Annotated in this window: 13 protein-coding genes; 9 read left to right on the forward strand and 4 right to left on the reverse strand. The window is 69.9% G+C overall.

Annotated elements, in window-relative coordinates; translation table 11 throughout:
- Nucleotides 1–25 precede the first annotated feature (25 nt).
- On the forward strand, nucleotides 26–2,239 hold the full coding sequence (locus tag KY572_RS31255) for an alpha/beta fold hydrolase (RefSeq protein WP_224247271.1): 2,214 nt from the start codon (nucleotides 26–28) through the stop codon (nucleotides 2,237–2,239).
- Between the two features lie 87 nt (nucleotides 2,240–2,326).
- Here KY572_RS31255 and KY572_RS31260 read toward each other — a convergent pair whose 3' ends face one another.
- The 3 genes from KY572_RS31260 to KY572_RS31270 form a co-directional block, all read right to left on the reverse strand.
- On the reverse strand, nucleotides 2,327–2,530 hold the full coding sequence (locus KY572_RS31260; RefSeq protein ID WP_044194335.1) for a cold-shock protein: 204 nt from the start codon (nucleotides 2,528–2,530) through the stop codon (nucleotides 2,327–2,329).
- Between the two features lie 145 nt (nucleotides 2,531–2,675).
- A complete protein-coding gene (gene odhB, locus KY572_RS31265) occupies nucleotides 2,676–3,893 on the reverse strand; it encodes a 2-oxoglutarate dehydrogenase complex dihydrolipoyllysine-residue succinyltransferase (protein ID WP_224247272.1) in 1,218 nt (405 codons plus the stop codon).
- Complete coding sequence (locus KY572_RS31270; RefSeq protein ID WP_224247274.1) at nucleotides 3,883–6,762, reverse strand: 2-oxoglutarate dehydrogenase E1 component; 2,880 nt, start codon at nucleotides 6,760–6,762, stop codon at nucleotides 3,883–3,885. Before KY572_RS31270 ends, odhB begins: the two co-directional genes overlap by 11 nt.
- A gap of 269 nt (nucleotides 6,763–7,031) precedes the next feature.
- Between KY572_RS31270 and fabI the strand changes: the two genes are divergently transcribed.
- The 8 genes from fabI to KY572_RS31310 all read left to right on the forward strand — a co-directional run bounded on the left by fabI (nucleotide 7,032) and on the right by KY572_RS31310 (nucleotide 16,079).
- Nucleotides 7,032–7,856, forward strand: coding sequence for an enoyl-ACP reductase FabI (gene fabI / locus KY572_RS31275; RefSeq protein ID WP_224247276.1), 825 nt, complete (start codon nucleotides 7,032–7,034; stop codon nucleotides 7,854–7,856).
- Nucleotides 7,857–7,997: 141 nt separating this feature from the next.
- Entirely contained in the window at nucleotides 7,998–8,381 is a 384-nt protein-coding gene (locus KY572_RS31280) for a response regulator (RefSeq protein ID WP_224247279.1), read from the forward strand.
- The gene (locus KY572_RS31285; RefSeq protein ID WP_224247280.1) at nucleotides 8,378–9,241 is read left to right on the forward strand and encodes a response regulator; all 864 of its coding nucleotides are present in this window, start codon (nucleotides 8,378–8,380) and stop codon (nucleotides 9,239–9,241) included. Before KY572_RS31280 ends, KY572_RS31285 begins: the two co-directional genes overlap by 4 nt.
- Entirely contained in the window at nucleotides 9,238–10,563 is a 1,326-nt protein-coding gene (locus KY572_RS31290) for a CheR family methyltransferase (RefSeq protein ID WP_224247281.1), read from the forward strand. Before KY572_RS31285 ends, KY572_RS31290 begins: the two co-directional genes overlap by 4 nt.
- Nucleotides 10,560–11,123 (forward strand): chemotaxis protein CheW, encoded by a 564-nt coding sequence (locus tag KY572_RS31295; RefSeq protein ID WP_224247282.1) that lies wholly within the window; start codon nucleotides 10,560–10,562, stop codon nucleotides 11,121–11,123. Before KY572_RS31290 ends, KY572_RS31295 begins: the two co-directional genes overlap by 4 nt.
- Nucleotides 11,113–13,311 carry a hybrid sensor histidine kinase/response regulator gene (locus KY572_RS31300; RefSeq protein WP_224247284.1) on the forward strand — a complete coding sequence of 733 codons (2,199 nt, stop codon included), beginning with the start codon at nucleotides 11,113–11,115 and terminating at the stop codon, nucleotides 13,309–13,311. Before KY572_RS31295 ends, KY572_RS31300 begins: the two co-directional genes overlap by 11 nt.
- A complete protein-coding gene (locus tag KY572_RS31305) occupies nucleotides 13,308–14,360 on the forward strand; it encodes a chemotaxis protein CheB (RefSeq protein ID WP_224247285.1) in 1,053 nt (350 codons plus the stop codon). The genes KY572_RS31300 and KY572_RS31305 overlap by 4 nt, the downstream gene beginning before the upstream one ends.
- Nucleotides 14,361–14,483: 123 nt before the next feature.
- Nucleotides 14,484–16,079 (forward strand): methyl-accepting chemotaxis protein, encoded by a 1,596-nt coding sequence (locus KY572_RS31310; protein ID WP_224247287.1) that lies wholly within the window; start codon nucleotides 14,484–14,486, stop codon nucleotides 16,077–16,079.
- Here KY572_RS31310 and KY572_RS31315 read toward each other — a convergent pair.
- A complete protein-coding gene (locus KY572_RS31315; RefSeq protein WP_224247289.1) occupies nucleotides 16,064–16,231 on the reverse strand; it encodes a hypothetical protein in 168 nt (55 codons plus the stop codon). The genes KY572_RS31310 and KY572_RS31315 overlap by 16 nt on opposite strands.
- Nucleotides 16,232–16,319 lie beyond the last annotated feature (88 nt).

A 16,319-nucleotide genomic window follows, 5' to 3' on the forward strand; every position in this document is an offset into this window, starting at 1 on the left:
GGCCTCCTTCAAGGTCCAGCGTCGCATGCGCAACCTCGCCGCAGCCGTGCTCCTCCTCTCGAGCCTCTCGGCCTTCGCCCAGACAGCTCCCGCCAAGCCCATGTCCGAACGAAAGCCCGACACCTTCCTCCGCCAGTACTCCGAGACCCGCCGCTTCATGAGCGGCCGTCCCGTGAAGCCGCGCTTCACTCCGGATGAGAAGACCCTCTTCTTCCTGCGCGCCCAGCCCACGTCCGCCTCGCAGACGCTCTTCGCCTTCGACGTGGCCACCGGCGCGACGAAGGAGCTGCTGACTCCCGAGTCCATCCTCAAGGGCGCCGAGGAGACGCTCTCCGTGGAGGAGAAGGCCCGCCGCGAGCGCATGCGCGTGAGCACCCGGGGCTTCACCACCTACGACTTGTCCGAGGACGGCGAGCGCATCCTCGTCAGCCTCTCCGGCAAGCTCTACCTCGTCGAGCGCTCCTCCGGAAAGTCGACCGAGCTGAAGACGGGCCCGGGCGTCATCGACCCGCGCTTCTCCCCGGACGGCAAGCAGATCGCCTACGTGCGTGACAACGACGTGTTCCGCATCGACCTGGCCACCAACAAGGAGCAGCGCGTCACCCAGGGCGGCTCGGAGGCGAAGACCCACGGCCTGGCCGAGTTCGTCGCCCAGGAGGAGATGGGCCGCTTCTCCGGCTACTGGTGGAGCCAGGACTCGAAGTTCATCGCCTACACCGAGTCCGACACCACCGCCGTGGAGAAGCTCACCATCGTCGACGTGATGCACCCCGAGAAGGGCGGCAACGACTTCCCCTACCCGCGTCCGGGCAAGCCCAACGCGGTGGTGCGCCTGGGCGTCATCCCCGTCACCGGAGGCAAGACGGTGTGGGTGGACTGGGATGCGAAGGCCTACCCGTACCTGGCCACCGTGGCCTGGCAGAAGGGCGGGCCGCTCACGGTGCTCGTGCAGAACCGCACCCAGACGGAGGAACAGCTCCTCGCGGTGGAGCCGCGCACCGGCAAGACGCGCGTGCTGCTCACGGAGAAGGATGCGGCCTGGATCAACCTGGACCAGGACTTCCCCCGCTGGCTCGAGGATGGCAGCGGCTTCCTCTGGTACACCGAGCGCAATGGCGGCCCCGAGGTGGAGCAGCGCAACGCGGACGGCAGCCTCGCGCGCTCCTGGGTGAAGCCGGGCGCCGGCTTCCGGGGCATGTCGCGCTTCGTGGACGCCACTCGCACGCTCTACTTCTTCGGCGATCCCAACCCCACCGAGAGCTACCTCTGGCGGGTGAAGGATGGCGGCGCCCCCGAGAAGATCGCCACCGGCACTCCCGCTCCCGCCTTCGAGACGCCCGTCACCATCTCCAAGGAGGGCGGGCTGCTCGTCGCCATCTCCCAGACGGACACCACCATGCCGCGCTACTCGGTGCTGCGGGCGGATGGCACCCGCGTGGGGGATCTGCCCTCCATCGCCGCCGAGCCTCCCTTCACCCCCAACACGCAGTACTACGTGGTGGGCAAGGAGGGCTTCCATGCCTCCGTCACCCGGCCCAGGAGCATGAAGCCCGGCGTGAAGCTGCCCGTCATCGTCTATGTCTACGGCGGGCCCACCGCCACCGTGGTGCGCCGTGGCATGGCGGAGAACCTGCTCAACCAGTGGCTGGCTGACCAGGGCTTCCTCATCGTCAAGTTCGACGGGCGCGGCACTCCGCTGCGCAGCGCCTCCTGGGAGCGCGCGGTGAAGTACGACTTCGCCACCATCACCCTGGACGATCAGATCGCCGCCCTCAAGGCCCTGGCGGAGAAGGTCCCCGAGCTGGATCCGTCCCGCGTGGGCATCTACGGCTGGAGCTTCGGCGGCTACATGGCCGCGCTCGCCGCCCTCAAGCGCCCGGACGTCTTCAAGGCCGCGGTGGCCGGCGCTCCCGTGGTGGACTGGCTCGACTACGACACCCACTACACCGAGCGCTACCTGGGGCTCCCCCAGGAGCACCCCGAGGCCTACGAGAAGAGCTCGCTGCTCACCTACGCCAACGACGCCAGCAAGCCCATCGCCTCACTGCTGCTCATCCACGGCACCGCGGATGACAACGTCTACTTCTTCCACACCCTCAAGCTCTCCCACGCGCTCTTCCTGGCCGGCAAGCCGCACGAGCTGCTGCCGCTCAGCGGGCTGACGCACATGGTGCCGGATCCGCTCGTCACCCAGCGCCAGTACGAGCGGGTGCTGAACTACTTCCACAAGCACCTGTAGCCCGCAAAAGAGAGAGGCCCGGTTCCCGCCAAGGGGACCGAGCCTCGCTTTACCCGCCAGTTCCGTGAGGAGTGGCTTGGTCTGCGCTTAGACGGCGCGCACGTTCTGAGCCTGCAGACCCTTGGGGCCACGGGTCACTTCGAACTGCACCTTCTGGCCCTCCTGCAGGGTGCGGAAGCCATCCATGTTGATGGCGGTGTGGTGGCAGAACACGTCCTCGCCACCTCCGTCCTGCGTGATGAAGCCGAAGCCCTTCGCATCGTTGAACCACTTCACGGTACCAGTTGCCATTTTGTTGCTTCCTTCATGACGGGCGGCGCCGGAGCCCCCCGGTTCTTCAGCCCCCCGACTACCGGAAGGCACCCCAGTTGTAGTGGGGGGGCGCACCGCAAGTCCAGATGCCTCTGTGCATTTCGGCGATGACGCGTTCGCGTCATCACACCTCGAGCAGCAATCGCTCGGGGTCCTCAATGCACTCCTTGACACGGACGAGGAACTGGACTGCCTCGCGGCCATCCACCAGGCGGTGGTCGTACGAGAGCGCCACGTACATGATGGGCCGGATGACGATCTGTCCGTCCTTCACCACGGGCCGCTCGACGATGTTGTGCATGCCCAGGATGCCCGACTGCGGCGGGTTGAGGATGGGCGTGGACAGCATGGAGCCGAAGATGCCGCCGTTGGAGATGGTGAAGGTGCCGCCCTGCAGCTCCGCCAGGGTGAGCTTGTCGTTGCGGGCGCGCACGCCGAAGTCGCCGATCTTCTTCTCCAGGTCCGCCAGCGACAGCTTGTCGGCGTCGCGCAGCACCGGCACCACCAGCCCGCGCGAGCCGGACACCGCCACGCCGATGTCGTAGTAGTGCTTGAAGACGACGTCCTCGCCCTCGATCTCCGCGTTGATCTGCGGGAAGGCCTTGAGGGCCTCGATGGAGGCGCGCACGAAGAAGCTCATGAAGCCCAGCTTCACGCCGTGCTTCGCCTGGAACTTCTCGTTGTACTTCTTGCGCAGCGCCATCACCTCGCCCATGTCCACCTCGTTGAAGGTGGTGAGGATGGCGGCGGTGGACTGGGCCTGCACGAGCCGCTCGGCCACGCGCTTGCGCAGCGGCGTCATCCGCACGCGCTCCTCGCGGGCCGCGTTGGGGCGAGGACCGGTGGGCGCCGGCGGAGCCGACGGCGTCGGGGCCGGAGCCTGCGAGCCCCGGTTGAGCTGGCCGAGCACGTCGTCCTTGGTGATGCGGCCTCCCGCGCCAGAGCCCTGGAGCTGGGAGACGTCCACGTTGTGGGCGCCCGCCACGTTCCGGGCGGTGGGCGTGATGCGCGCATCCGCGGCCGGGGCGGCGGCGACGGGGGCCGGAGCCGGCGCGGGAGCGGGAGCGGCGGCGGCGGCGGGCTGAGGCGCGGCGGCGGTGGCGCCGTTGGCGTCGATGAGGCCGAGCACCTCGCCCACGCGGACCTTGTCGCCGTCCTTGAAGGAGATGGAGGCGAGCGTGCCGGCCGCGGGAGCGGGCACGTCGATGGTGACCTTGTCCGTCTCGAGGACGACGAGCGGCTCGTCCGCGGCGACGGTGTCACCCTTCTTCTTGTTCCACTTGCCGACGACGGCTTCGGTGATGGACTCGCCCAGGGGCGGGACTTTCAATTCAACGGCCATTCTTGGTTCCTCGGAGGATGGCTTCCTCGACGATGAGGTGCTGCTCGTAGTCGTGGGTCTTCGTGAATCCGGTCGCCGGGCTGGCGGCCTCCGCCCGCCCGATGTAGCCGATCTTCACGGGCCCGCTGGCGCGGGAAGATGCCACGTCATGCAGGCGGGGGAACATGAAATACCACCCGCCGGCGTTGCGCGGCTCCTCCTGCACCCAGAAGAGCTCGGTCAGCTTCGGCATGCTGGAGACCAGGCTGGCCAGCGCGTCGAAGGGGAACGGGTAGAGCTGCTCCACCCGGACGATGGAGATGTTCCACGCCTTCTGCTCGTCCCGGGCCTTGACGAGATCGTAGTAGACCTTGCCGGAGCACAGCAGCAGCCGCGTCACGCCCGCGGGCTCCGCCTCCTTGCGGTCGAGGATGATCTCCTGGAAGCGGCCCGTGGCCAGCTCGTCCAGCTTGCTGGTCGCCTCCGGGCGGCGCAGCAGGCTCTTGGGCGACATGATGACCAGCGGCTTGCGGTAGGGGCGCACCACCTGGCGGCGCAGCAGGTGGAAGATCTGCGCCGGCGTGGTGGGGTAGCACACCTGCATGTTGTCCTCGGCGCACAGGCCGAGGAAGCGCTCGAGGCGGGCGCTGGAGTGCTCCGGGCCCTGGCCCTCGTAGGCGTGCGGCAGCAGCAGGGTGAGGCCCGACAGCCGGCGCCACTTGCTCTCACCGGCGGCGATGAACTGATCGATGATGATCTGCGCGCCGTTGGCGAAGTCGCCGAACTGGGCCTCCCAGATGGTGAGGCCGTCCGGCACGTCCAGGCTGTAGCCGTACTCGAAGCCCATCACGCCCATCTCGGACAGCGGGCTGTTGTAGACCTGGAAGGTGGCGCGGCCGCTGTGGAACTGCCGCAGCGGCACGAAGCGCTCACCCGTCTTCACGTCGTGCAGCACCGCGTGGCGGTGGCTGAAGGTGCCGCGCTCGCTGTCCTGGCCGGACAGCCGCACCCCGTAGCCCTCGCTCAAGAGCGTGGCGTAGGCCAGCGACTCGCCCTCGGACCAGAGCAGCTCCTCGCTCTCCAGCATGGACTGGCGCTTCTTGAGCACCGTGCGCTCCACCACCGGGTGGACGTTGAAGCCCGCGGGGACCTCGGACAGCTTGCGCAGGGCCTCGTGCAGCCGGCCCTTGTCCACCGCGGTGGGCACCTCCGGCGCGTTCTTCTGCGAGCCGCCCTTGTAGGGCTTCCACAGGCCCTCCAGGGCGCTGGGCTCCTTGAACTGGCGCGCCTGCTTGATGCGGGTGAGCGCGTCGTCGAACTCCTTGAGGCAGGCCTGCTTGATGGCCTCGGACTCGTCGGCGGAGATGGTGCCGCGCTCGGCCAGCAGCTGCGCGTACAGCGTGCGCACCGTGGGCTGCTTGCGGATCAGCTCGTACATGTGCGGCTGGGTGAAGGACGGATCGTCACCCTCGTTGTGGCCGTAGCGCCGGTAGCAGATGAGATCGATGACGACGTCGCTCTTGAACGTCTGCCGGAACTCGGCGGCCAGGCGCGCCACGTGGACGCAGGCCTCGGGGTCATCCCCGTTCACGTGGAAGACGGGCACGTCCAGCATCTGCGCGATGGCGGTGGCGTAGATGGAGGAGCGCGAGTCGCTCGGGTCGGTGGTGAAGCCCACCTGGTTGTTGATGACGACGTGGATGGTGCCGCCCGTCTCGTAGCCCTTGAGCCGCGACAGGTTGAGCGTCTCGGCCACCACGCCCTGGCCCATGAAGGCCGCGTCCCCGTGGATGAGCAGCGGCATCACGCGGGTGCGATCGCTGTCCCCGCTGCGGTCCTGCTTGGCGCGCACGCGGCCCTCCACCACCGGATCCACCGCCTCCAGGTGGCTGGGGTTGAAGGCCAGCGACAGGTGGATGCTGGCCCCGGCGCGCGTGGTGTGATCCGACGAGAAGCCCATGTGGTACTTCACGTCGCCGCGACCGATGTAGGCCTTCGGGTCCGCCGGGCCCTCGAACTCGCTGAAGATCTGATCCGGGCTCTTGTGGAGGATGTTCGTCAGCACGTTGAGGCGGCCGCGGTGGGCCATGCCGATGACGACCTCCTTGAGGTTCATGCCGCCGCCCACCTCGAGGATGGCGTCCAGCATGGGGATGAGGCTCTCACCGCCGTCCAGGCTGAAGCGCTTCACGCCCACGTACTTGGTGTGCAGGAAGTTCTCGAAGCCCTCCGCGTAGGAGAGCCGGGTGAGCAGGTGACGCTGCTCCTCCACCGGGAACTGCATCCGGTTCTCGCTGTGCTCCATGCGCCGCATGAGCCAGCGCCGACGCTCGCTGTCGAGCATCTGCATGAACTCGACGCCGATGGAGCCGCTGTACGTGCGGCGCAGGCGCCCGAGCAGCTCCTCCAGCTTCACCCGGGGCTCGGCGAAGACGCTGCCGCTCTCCACGGTCTGCTGGGACTCCTCGGAGGAGAAGTGCTTCTCGTCCACCATGGGCATGTCCGCCACGTGCTCCAGCGGCGGGCGGGCACGGCCGAGCGGATCCAGCTTCGCGCGCAGGTGGCCGCGCAGCCGGAAGGCGGTGATGGTCTGGTCCACCCGGGCCTGCAGCCGCACGTCCTGGGCGGGCGCCGCCACGGGGGCGGGAGCCGGCGCCTGGGCTACGGCGGCGGCCGGCTTGCCGTTCTTGCCCGGGGTGGCGGGGGCGGCCGGGGCGGGAGCCTCCAGCAGCGTCTTGTTGAAGATGGGGCGCCCGGCGCCATTGTTGCGCTCGAAGATGTCCCGCCAGCTCGGATCCACGCTGGAGGGATCCTGAAGGTAGCGGGCGTACAGCCCTTCGATGAAGTCGATGTTGGCGCCAGAGAGGTACGAGTCCTGAAAATTCGCCATGGCGGGGAGTCTTTTACTGGATGGGGGGCCCGTTGGGGGGTTTTCGCCGCAATTTGTTGGATCTTCCGGGACTTCTAGCGGCGGCGAGGGGGGGGAGCCAGCAGCAAGAATCATGCGCCTCGTGAGCAGAACTTCAGGCGGGGGCTCCAGCCGGGGAGGCGCCGGGCCGCGCCTTTACGCGCTGCGGCGTCCCGTGTTTCACGCCCCACCTGCCGCCAGGAGTGGTAAACCGCCCCGCCTCCCCCTCTTCTTCTCGCGAAAGGCACCTCATGCTGTTGCAGGGCAAGAAGATCCTGATCACCGGAGTGCTCACCCCCCAGTCGCTGGCCTATGGCATCGCCGAGCACGCGCTGGCCCAGGGGGCAGAGATCATCCTCACCGGCTTCGGCCGGGCGCGCTCCCTCACCGAGCGGAGCGCCAAGCGCCTCAAGCCCGGCACCGAGGTGCTGGAGCTGGACGTCACGAAGTCGGAGCACTTCACCGCCCTCGCCGAGTCGCTGCGCCAGAAGTGGGGGCGGGTGGACGGCGTGCTGCACTCGGTGGCGTTCGCGCCCGAGGACGCCCTGGGTGGCAACTTCCTCAACACTCCCTGGGAGAGCGTGCAGACGGCCTTCCGCATCTCCACGTATTCCCTGAAGGAGCTGTCCGCGGCGGTGGCCCCGCTGATGACCAATGGCGGGTCCATCGTTACCCTGGACTTCGACAACCGGGTGGCCTGGCCCATCTACGACTGGATGGGGGTGTGCAAGGCGGCGCTCGAGGCCACGGTCCGCTACCTGGCCAGGGACCTGGGCCCCAAGGGCATCCGGGTGAATTCACTGGCCGCCGGGCCCCTGGCCACCATCGCGGCCAAGGGAATTCCGGGCTTCAAGGCTCTGGAGCAGGGGTGGGGGAAGCAGGCCCCACTGGGTTGGAGCTCCAAGAACAGCCATGACAGCGTGGCGCGGACGGCGTGCGCCCTGCTGTCGGACTGGATGCCCTCGACGACGGGGGAGCAGGTCCACGTGGACGGGGGGTACCACGCGATCGGCGCACCGCCGGTCGACACGAGTGCCGAGCAGGCAGCAGGAGACGTTCCGCCGGCTGCCGAGTAGTCGGGGAAGGCGTGAGCCTGTCCAGCAACCGCTCGACCGCGGAAGAACGGACCGGCCCCGCTTTCTCCAGAGGAATCATACACGCTAAAGTCTCATCGTTTTCGGCGGGGACTGAGGGTCCCCGCGTGAGGAGCCGTGGGTGTGAGCGACAACATCCTGGTGGTGGATGACAGCCCGACTGTCCGCAACATCATCAAGATCTACTTGATGAATCTCCGGCTCAGCATTCTCGAGGCCGAGGATGCGACGCGGGCCTTGCAGCTGTTGAGGCTGGTGCCGGTGAGTGTGGTGATCGCGGACATCAACATGCCGGGAATGGACGGCATCACCTTCGTCAAGGAGATCCGAGCCAGCAAGGAAGCCCAGCTGCGAGGCATCCCCGTCATCCTTCTCACGGCCGAGAAGGGGGGGGACCTGCGGCAGCGGGGAGCGGAGGCGGGAGCCAACGCCTTCATCCAGAAACCCGTCTCCCATGCTGACCTGACCGAGACCGTTCGGCAGTTCCTGCCTCTCGCCGCCCCGTGAGCCTTCCTTCCCTCCTCCTCGTCGACGACAGCGACGCCATCCTTGCGCTCGAGAAGGCGATCCTCTCGGGGCATTACTCGCTGCACACGGCGAGCAATGGCCGCGAGGCGCTCGAGAAGGTGGGAAAGCTGCAGCCAGCGGCGGTGCTGCTGGACCTGTCGATGCCGGAGATGGACGGGGACGAGGTGCTCCAGCGGATGAAGAGGGATCCGGCGCTGGCCGAGATCCCCGTCATCATCATCTCCTCGGAGAAGTCCCGCGCCGAGGCGTGCCTGGGGATGGGGGCCGAGGCCTTCCTGGCCAAGCCCTTCCGCGCCGAGGACCTGCTGTCCAAGGTGGCCACCACGCTGGAGAACGCCCGGAGGCGGGCGCGCGCGGGGTCCATGCTGGTGCTGCGCATGAGCGCCGGGGACCAGGAGTTCGCCCTGCCGCTGGAGTCGGTGCGCGAGGTGCTGCTGCAGCCGGCGCTGCGGCCGCTGCCTGGCGGGCCGGCCTACCTGTCCGAGTACGTGGAGCTGCGCGGCGCGGCCATCTGCGTGCTGGACGTGGCGCGCAGGCTGGGCCAGGAGCACCGCGTCTCGCTGCGCGAGCGGATGCTGGTCATCATCCACGTGGAGGACATGCCGCTGGCGCTCTGCGTGGACCGGGTGCAGGACCCGGAGGAGTTCTCCGCGTCGGAGATCGACCGGAACGTGGGCGGTGCCGAGCACGGGCTCCTCCAGGAGGGGCTGGTCGGCATGGTGCGCGTTTTCGGTGGGCGGGCTCTGCCCCTGCTCGATCCGAAGGTGTTCGTTTCTCGGGGCCTTCTGAGGGAGCTGCCTGAGATGCTGAGGCAGGGGGGGGTGAGGCTGGGCGCATGACGGGGGGAGTCGATCCGCTGCTGTACGCCCGCGCGCGGCAGCTCATCATCGAGCGCACGGGCTTCCGCGATGACGCCATCGCTCCAGAGTCCCTGGAGCGCGTGGTGCGCGCGGAGCTTGCGCGGGGGCGCTCCGTCACCGAGCTGGTCCAGGAGCTGGAGCGTCCGGACAGCGACTTCGCCCAGACCGTGGTGCGCGCCTCCCTGGTGGGAGAGACGTACTTCTTCCGCCACCCGGAGCACTTCCGCTTCATGGCCCGCGAGGCGGTGCCGCGCGTGCTGCGCGCCGGAGTGAAGCGCCTGCGCGGCTGGAGCGCCGGCTGCGCCACCGGAGAGGAGGCCTACTCGCTGGCCGCCTGCCTGCAGGCCTCCGCGCCGCAGGGAGTCCTCGTGGAGGTGCTGGGCACGGACATCAACGAGGGGAGCCTGACGACGGCGCGGCGCGCCACCTATGGGGCGTGGTCCCGGCGGGACTCGGGCCCGCACCTGTTTCCCCTCTACCGCCCGCTCGAGGAGCGGCAGGTGGTCATCTTCGACGGGGTGCGCAACGTCACCAGCTTCGTGGTGGCCAACCTGATGGCCCCGCTGGACGCGTCGCTCGGCCAGTTCCACTTCATCCTCTGCCGCAACGTCCTCACGTACTTCACCCCCGCCTCGCGCGAGCAGGCGCTGACCAACATCGTCCAGACGCTCGCCCCCGGGGGCTTCCTGTTCCTGGGCACGGTGGAGGTGGATCGGCCTCCGGCGGGGCTGGTGCGCGTGGGGCCTCCCGAGCTGCAGGCCTTCCACCGCCCTCTGCACCCCGAGGTGGCGGTGCCGGCTCAGTCGAAGGCGCCGTCCCGCACGGGCATCCCCGCCATCACTCCGGTGCCCCTGCCTCCCGCGGCGCTCCAGGCGGCCCAGAAGCCGGCCTCGCGGCCCGGAGGGCCCGTGCTCACCCCGGTGCCGCTCCCCCCGGGCGCATTGCCGCCGCAGAAGGCGCCTCCGTCCGCCCCGCCTCGCCCACCCGCGCTCCAGCGCTCCGCCTCGCAGCTCCACCTGGAGGCGCTCGAGCGCATCGAGCAGGGCGAGGTGAACCGTGCCGCCTCCATGCTGGAGGCCCTGGTGAAGCAGTTCCCGGACTACCTGCCGGGCCTGCTGGAGCTGGCGCTGCTGCGCGAGCGCAACGGTTCGCGTGCCGCGGCCTATCCGCTCATGCGGGCGGTGCATGCCCGGGCCGCGGAGCTGCCGCCGGATCAGATCGTCGAGGGGCCCGAGTCCCTCCCGGCCCGCTTCTACAAGGCGTCCGCCGACGCGTACCTCAACCTGGGAGCCTCTGAATGAAACTGTCGCCAAGGACCCCGGACGAGGCGCAGGAAGAAGAGATCCGCGATCTATTGGAGGAGCGCGCCAAGCGTCTGCGCGACCTCGAGCAGAATGAGGCCAACCGCGAGGAGGCGGTGCACCTGGTGGCGGAGTTCCCGCTGGGTGAGGAGCGCTATGCGCTGCCGCTCGAGGCGCTGCGGGCGGCGCTCCCGCTGCGCATGGTGACGCCCGTGCCCCTCTCCGCGCCCCACGTCATCGGCGTGCTGCGCTTCCAGGGGCAGGTGCTCGCCGCCCTGAGCCTCGCCTCGCTGCTGGGCGGCCATGGCTGGCGGCAGGACCCGGCCGTGCTGCTCGTGCTGGATCGCGGCGACAAGGAGCTGTGCGCGGTGGACTGCGAGGCCATTCCCCGTCCCATCGGCCTGCCGGTGGGCGCGGTGGAGGCGGCGCGCGCCCGGTCCGAGGGGCCGATCCTCGAGGTCCTCTTCAGCCCGCAGCCGGGCCAGCAACAGCTCGTCCACCTCATCGACCCTCCTCGCCTGTTCGCGCGGGGCGGCACCGGAGCGCGCAATGGCCGTTGATCCGCTCCTTCAGGGGCTCGTCTCCGGCTTCGCCGCCGAGGCCCAGGAGGTCTGCCAGAAGGTCACCATGGACCTGCTGGACCTGGAGCGCGGTGGCCTGGACACCGACGGGCTGAACAAGGCCTACGTCCGGCTGGGGCGCCACCTGCACACGCTCAAGGGCAGCGCCGCGAGCCTCGGCCTGCAGGACCTGAGCGAGATCGCCCACAAGCTGGAGGACGCGCTGGCTCCCCTGCGCGCCACCATCCAGCAGATGCCCCGGCCCGTGGTGGACATGCTGCTGCACGGCCTGGACATCTTCCTGCTGCGCGTCCACGCGCACGCGGATGGCCGGGGCGACTCGCTGCCTGACTACACGCTCGCGCTCGCGCAGCTCGTCGCCGAGGCTCCGCCCCCGGCCCAGGCCGCGGCGGCTCCCGCGCCGGTGGCCACTCCCGCGGCGCCCGTCGCGCCCGTCGCGCCGCCTCCTCCCGTCGCGCCTCCTCCGCCCGTCATCTCCGCTCCGCCCGTGGCTCCCGCCCCTGTGGATACGTCCCGGGACGAGAGCGGGGAGAGCGAGGGCTCGGGCTGGCGTGTCGGCGCGCGGCAGGTGACGTCGCTCATGCGCGAGGTGGAGCGCCTGCGCGAGGTGCGCCTGCGCATGGAGGAGCGCTCCCGCGAGCTGGAGCGCGTGGTGGCGCTGCTGGCCCGGCAGGGCCTGCTGGCCGAGACGGCCGAGGCGCGTACCCTGCTGTCCGGCGTGGGCCGCGCGATGCGCTCCGACGGAGAGGAGACGGCCGACATCGTCGACGCGCTGGAGGAGGGCCTCAAGGCCATCACCACGCGCCCGGTGCGCACCATCCTCGAGCCCCTGCAGCGCATGGTGCGAGACCTGTCGCGCCAGCTGGGCAAGGAGGCCCGGCTCTCCGTGGTGGGCGCGGAGGTGTCGCTGGACCGGCGCCTGCTGGAGAAGCTCAACGGCGCGCTGGTGCACCTGCTGCGCAACGCGGTGGACCATGGCCTGGAGACGCCCGCAGAGCGCGAGCGCGCGGGCAAGCACCACGAGGGTGCGCTCACCCTGCGCATCGAGCAGCAGGGCAACCTGCTCTTCCTCGAGTCCAGTGACGACGGACGCGGCATCGACGTGAAGAAGATCCGTCAGGTGGCCGAGTCCCGGGGGCTGGCCAACTCCGAAGAGCTGGCGCGGATGAACGACAACCAGATCCGCGACCTCATCTTCCGCCCCAGCTTCAGCACCCGCACGGACGTGACGGACACCTCTGGGCGCGGCGTGGGCCTGGACGCGGTGCGCGCCGCGGTGGAGACGCTCCAGGGCCGCATCGAGGTGGCCAGCACGCTGGGGCAGGGCACGCGCTTCATGCTCACCCTGCCGGTGGAGCTGGGCAGCTCGCCCGTGCTGGTGGTGCGCGTGTTCGATCAGATGATGGGCCTGCCCATGCTGGCGGTGGAGGCCACCCAGCTGACGAAGATGAGCGCCCTGCGCGTCACCCGGCGGCGGGCGCAGCTGGAGTACCAGGGACAGATCCTCCCGGTGGTGGACCTGGGCTCGCGCCTGGGCCTGCGCGCCGCCCACATGCCCTCCGAGGGCCAGCCGCTCATGGTCATCAGCGCCGGCGGCAAGCGGGTGGCGCTCGCGGTGGACTCGGTGGTGGGCGACAGGGATCTCGTCATCCGCCCGCTGCCGGCCGAGGTGCGCGACGTGCCCGCCTACCAGGGCGCCGCCACCCTCAGCCGCGGCGAGCTGATGCTCATCCTGCGCCCCAGCTGGCTGGTGTCCGAGCCCGCGGCCTTGACGGCCAGCACGCCCCAGAGCCGCCGGGCGCTGGTGGTGGATGACTCGCTCACCGCGCGCGCCCTGCACCGGGCCATGCTCGAGGCGGGCGGCTTCACCGTCCACCTGGCCTCCAGCGGCAAGAGCGCCCTGGAGCGCCTGCTGTCGGACACCTACGACGTCATCATCTGCGACCTGGAGATGGAGGAGATGGACGGCGAGACGCTCATCCGGAAGCTGCGCGAGCGCCCGGAGACGCGGGATCTGCCCGTCATCCTCGTGTCCACGCACGAGTCCGGCCGCGAGCGTGGACGCGCCGCGGGCGCGGATGGTTTCCTCAGTAAACGTGACTGCGCCTCGGGCCGGCTCCTGGCCGAGGTGCTCGATGTCATGAGCCGTCGGGGAGGGCGCTCATGAGCATACCGAAGCCGATTCGAGTGCTGGTGGTGGATGACTCGCCCACCATGGTGAACACCATGGCGGCGCTGCTCACCCAGGACTCGCGTATCGAGATCGTCGGCCGGGCCGGAGATGGGAACCGGGCCGTGTCGCTGGCCCGGCTGCTGCGGCCGGACGTCATCACCATGGACCTGCTGCTGCCGGGCCTGGACGGGCCGGGAGCCATCGCCGCCATCATGGCGGACGCGCCCGCCCGCATCCTGGTGGTGAGCGCCGTGGCGGACCGCGGCGCGGAGCTGGGCTTCCAGGCCATCCGCGCCGGCGCGCTGGAGCTCATCGCCAAGCCCAACGTCACCTCCGGCGAGGAGCTGCGCAAGTGGGGCAAGGAGCTGGTCAACTCCGTCTGCCTCATGGCGGAGGTGCCCGTCATCTCCCGCAGGCCCCGGCGCGAGTTCACCCCGCCGCTGCCCTCCACGGGCGCCCGCGTCGACATCTTCGGGCTGGCCGCCTCCACCGGCGGGCCTCCGGCGCTGGCGGAGATCCTCTCGCGGCTGCCCAAGGATCTGCCCGTGCCCATGGTCGTCGCCCAGCACATCACCGAGGGCTTCACCCCGGGCATGGTGCGCTGGCTCAGCCAGGTGACGCAGCTGAGCGTGAACATCGCCAAGGACGGCGAGCGGCTCGAGCCGAGCAAGGTGTACTTCCCGCTGGACGGGCATGATCTCACCATCGACCGGGGCGTTGCCCGGCTCAGCCGTACGCGCGGTGGGCCCTGCCCCTCGGGAGACCTGCTGCTCTCCTCCCTGGCCCGGGTGTACGGGGCTCGGGCGGGCGGCGGCGTGCTCACCGGCATGGGGGACGACGGAGCGCGCGGCCTGCTGGAGATTCGCCGGGCGGGCGGCCTCACCTGCGCCCAGGACGAGCTCACCTCGGTCGTCTTCGGCATGCCCAAGGCGGCGCTGGACATCGGCGCCACCGATCAGGCGCTGCCTCTGTCGGCCATGCCCGACTTCATCCGCCAATGCTGCATGAAGCCCTTCGAGCGATCTCGGGGGGAGGGGTCCTGACGACCCTGGAGTAAGCTCGCTCCCTCCTCATGCTGGTTGCTCTACCGGGGGGCGCTGCCCGGCGCTCCTGTTGCCCACGGGCTGCCGTGGGTGAGACTCTGAACGCGTGACTTCGGTGCTCTCGTGAAACTGCCCTTCCGGTTTCGGCCCTCGCTCGGCCTGTCCGTCAAATTCATCCTCGTGACCGGGGGCATCAGCGCCGTCCTGGCGCTCATCCTCACCACCGTCGCCACGCGCCGGCTTCACGAGAGCCTGCTCAACGCGCACGCCGGTGAGGGCGCCGCGCTGGCCCTGGGGTTCACGCGCGCCGTCGAGCACTCCGCGGGCGCCAATGGCGAGTCCGTCCAGCCGCTCGTGGAGGCGTTCCGCGTGCAGGAGGGCGTCCGCTACATCTATGTGGAGGAGTCCTCGGGCCGCGTCATCGCCCACACCTTCCAGGGGCCTCCGCCCACCGCGCTGCTCAACGCCGTCCGCGTCTCCCCGGCCGACCTGGCGGGCGAGGCGGAGGGGCGCCGCATCGTCCCGGTGGACGTGGTGACGGTGCAGGGACAGACGCACGCCATCGACGTCGCGGTGCCCCTGCTGGGCGGGCGCGGCGTGGTGCACGTGGGCATCGCGCGAGACCACATCGAGAAGAAGGCGGCGCAGCTGCCCCGGGACATGCTGCTGCTGGCGATGCTCCTGGTGGCCGCCAGCATCGCGGTGGCGGCGGTGTTCGTGCGCACCATCGTCCGGCCGCTGCGCGAGCTCACCGACGTGGCCGCCCACATCGTCGAGTCGGGGGACCTCACCCGCCCCATCCACGTGACGAGCGGGGATGAGGTGGGGCGGCTGGCCCGCAGCTTCAGCCAGGTGGTGGAGAAGCTGCGCGAGGTGACGATCAACCTCCAGCAGGCCGCCGAGGCGCTCAAGCAGTCCACCGAGCACCTCAACTCCTCCTCCGCGGAGCAGGCGCAGACCGTGTCCCGCCAGGCCGCCGCGCTGCAGGAGACGCAGGTGACGGCGCAGGAGATCAAGCAGACGTCCCTGCTGGCCTCGCAGAAGGCCGCCACGGTGCTCTCCGTGGCCGAGCGCGCGGACGAGCTGGCCCGCAACGGCGAGACGGCCATCGAGATGAGCCTCGCGGGGCTCAACGACATCCGCCAGCAGGTGGGGGAGATTGCCCAGAAGATCGTCGAGCTGGGCGAGCGCACCCAGCAGATCGGCGGCATCACCCAGACGGTGAAGGACCTGGCGGACCAGTCCAACATGCTGGCGCTCAACGCCGCCATCGAGGCCGTGCGCTCCGGCGAGCACGGCAAGGGCTTCGGCGTGGTGGCGCGCGAAATCCGCGCCCTGGCGGACCAGTCCATCCAGGCCACCAGCCGCGTGCGCGAGCTGCTCGACGACATCGCCTCCTCGGTGGCCGCCGCCGTGCGCATCACCGAGCGCGGCGCCGAGCGCATGGAGTCGGGCCTGGCGCAGGTGCGCACCTCCGGGCAGAACCTGAAGGAGCTGTCCAACATCGTCCAGGACAACGCCTCGGCCGTGCGGCAGATCGCCGCGGCGGTGAACCAGCAGAACGTGGGCATCAGCCAGATCACCCAGGCCGTCAACGAGCTGTCGAAGATGATGGACGAGACGGTGGCGCGCATCGGCTCCACCGGCGAGGCCGCCACCACGCTGCAGATCATCTCCGAGCAGCTCAGCAGCGCGGTGAAGAGCTACCGCGTCGAGTAGCGCGCCCGCCTGTCCCAGGCGTGAGACACACTCGTCTCGAGCTGTCCCATGTCGGCATCGCTCAGCACGTCCACTCGTGGCAGCGGCGGCAGGGCCCGCCGCGACGGCGGCGTCGAGAAGACGGAGCGGGGCGAGCTGTGCGCCACGGACATGGCGGGGGCCCTCATGCTGAACGGCAAGTGGGCGGCCATGCTTCTGACTGGAGCGGGGGGAACCTGCGGAAGCTCAACGAGATGAGCA

This window comes from Hyalangium gracile (genome assembly GCF_020103725.1).
Lineage (GTDB): Bacteria > Myxococcota > Myxococcia > Myxococcales > Myxococcaceae > Hyalangium > Hyalangium gracile.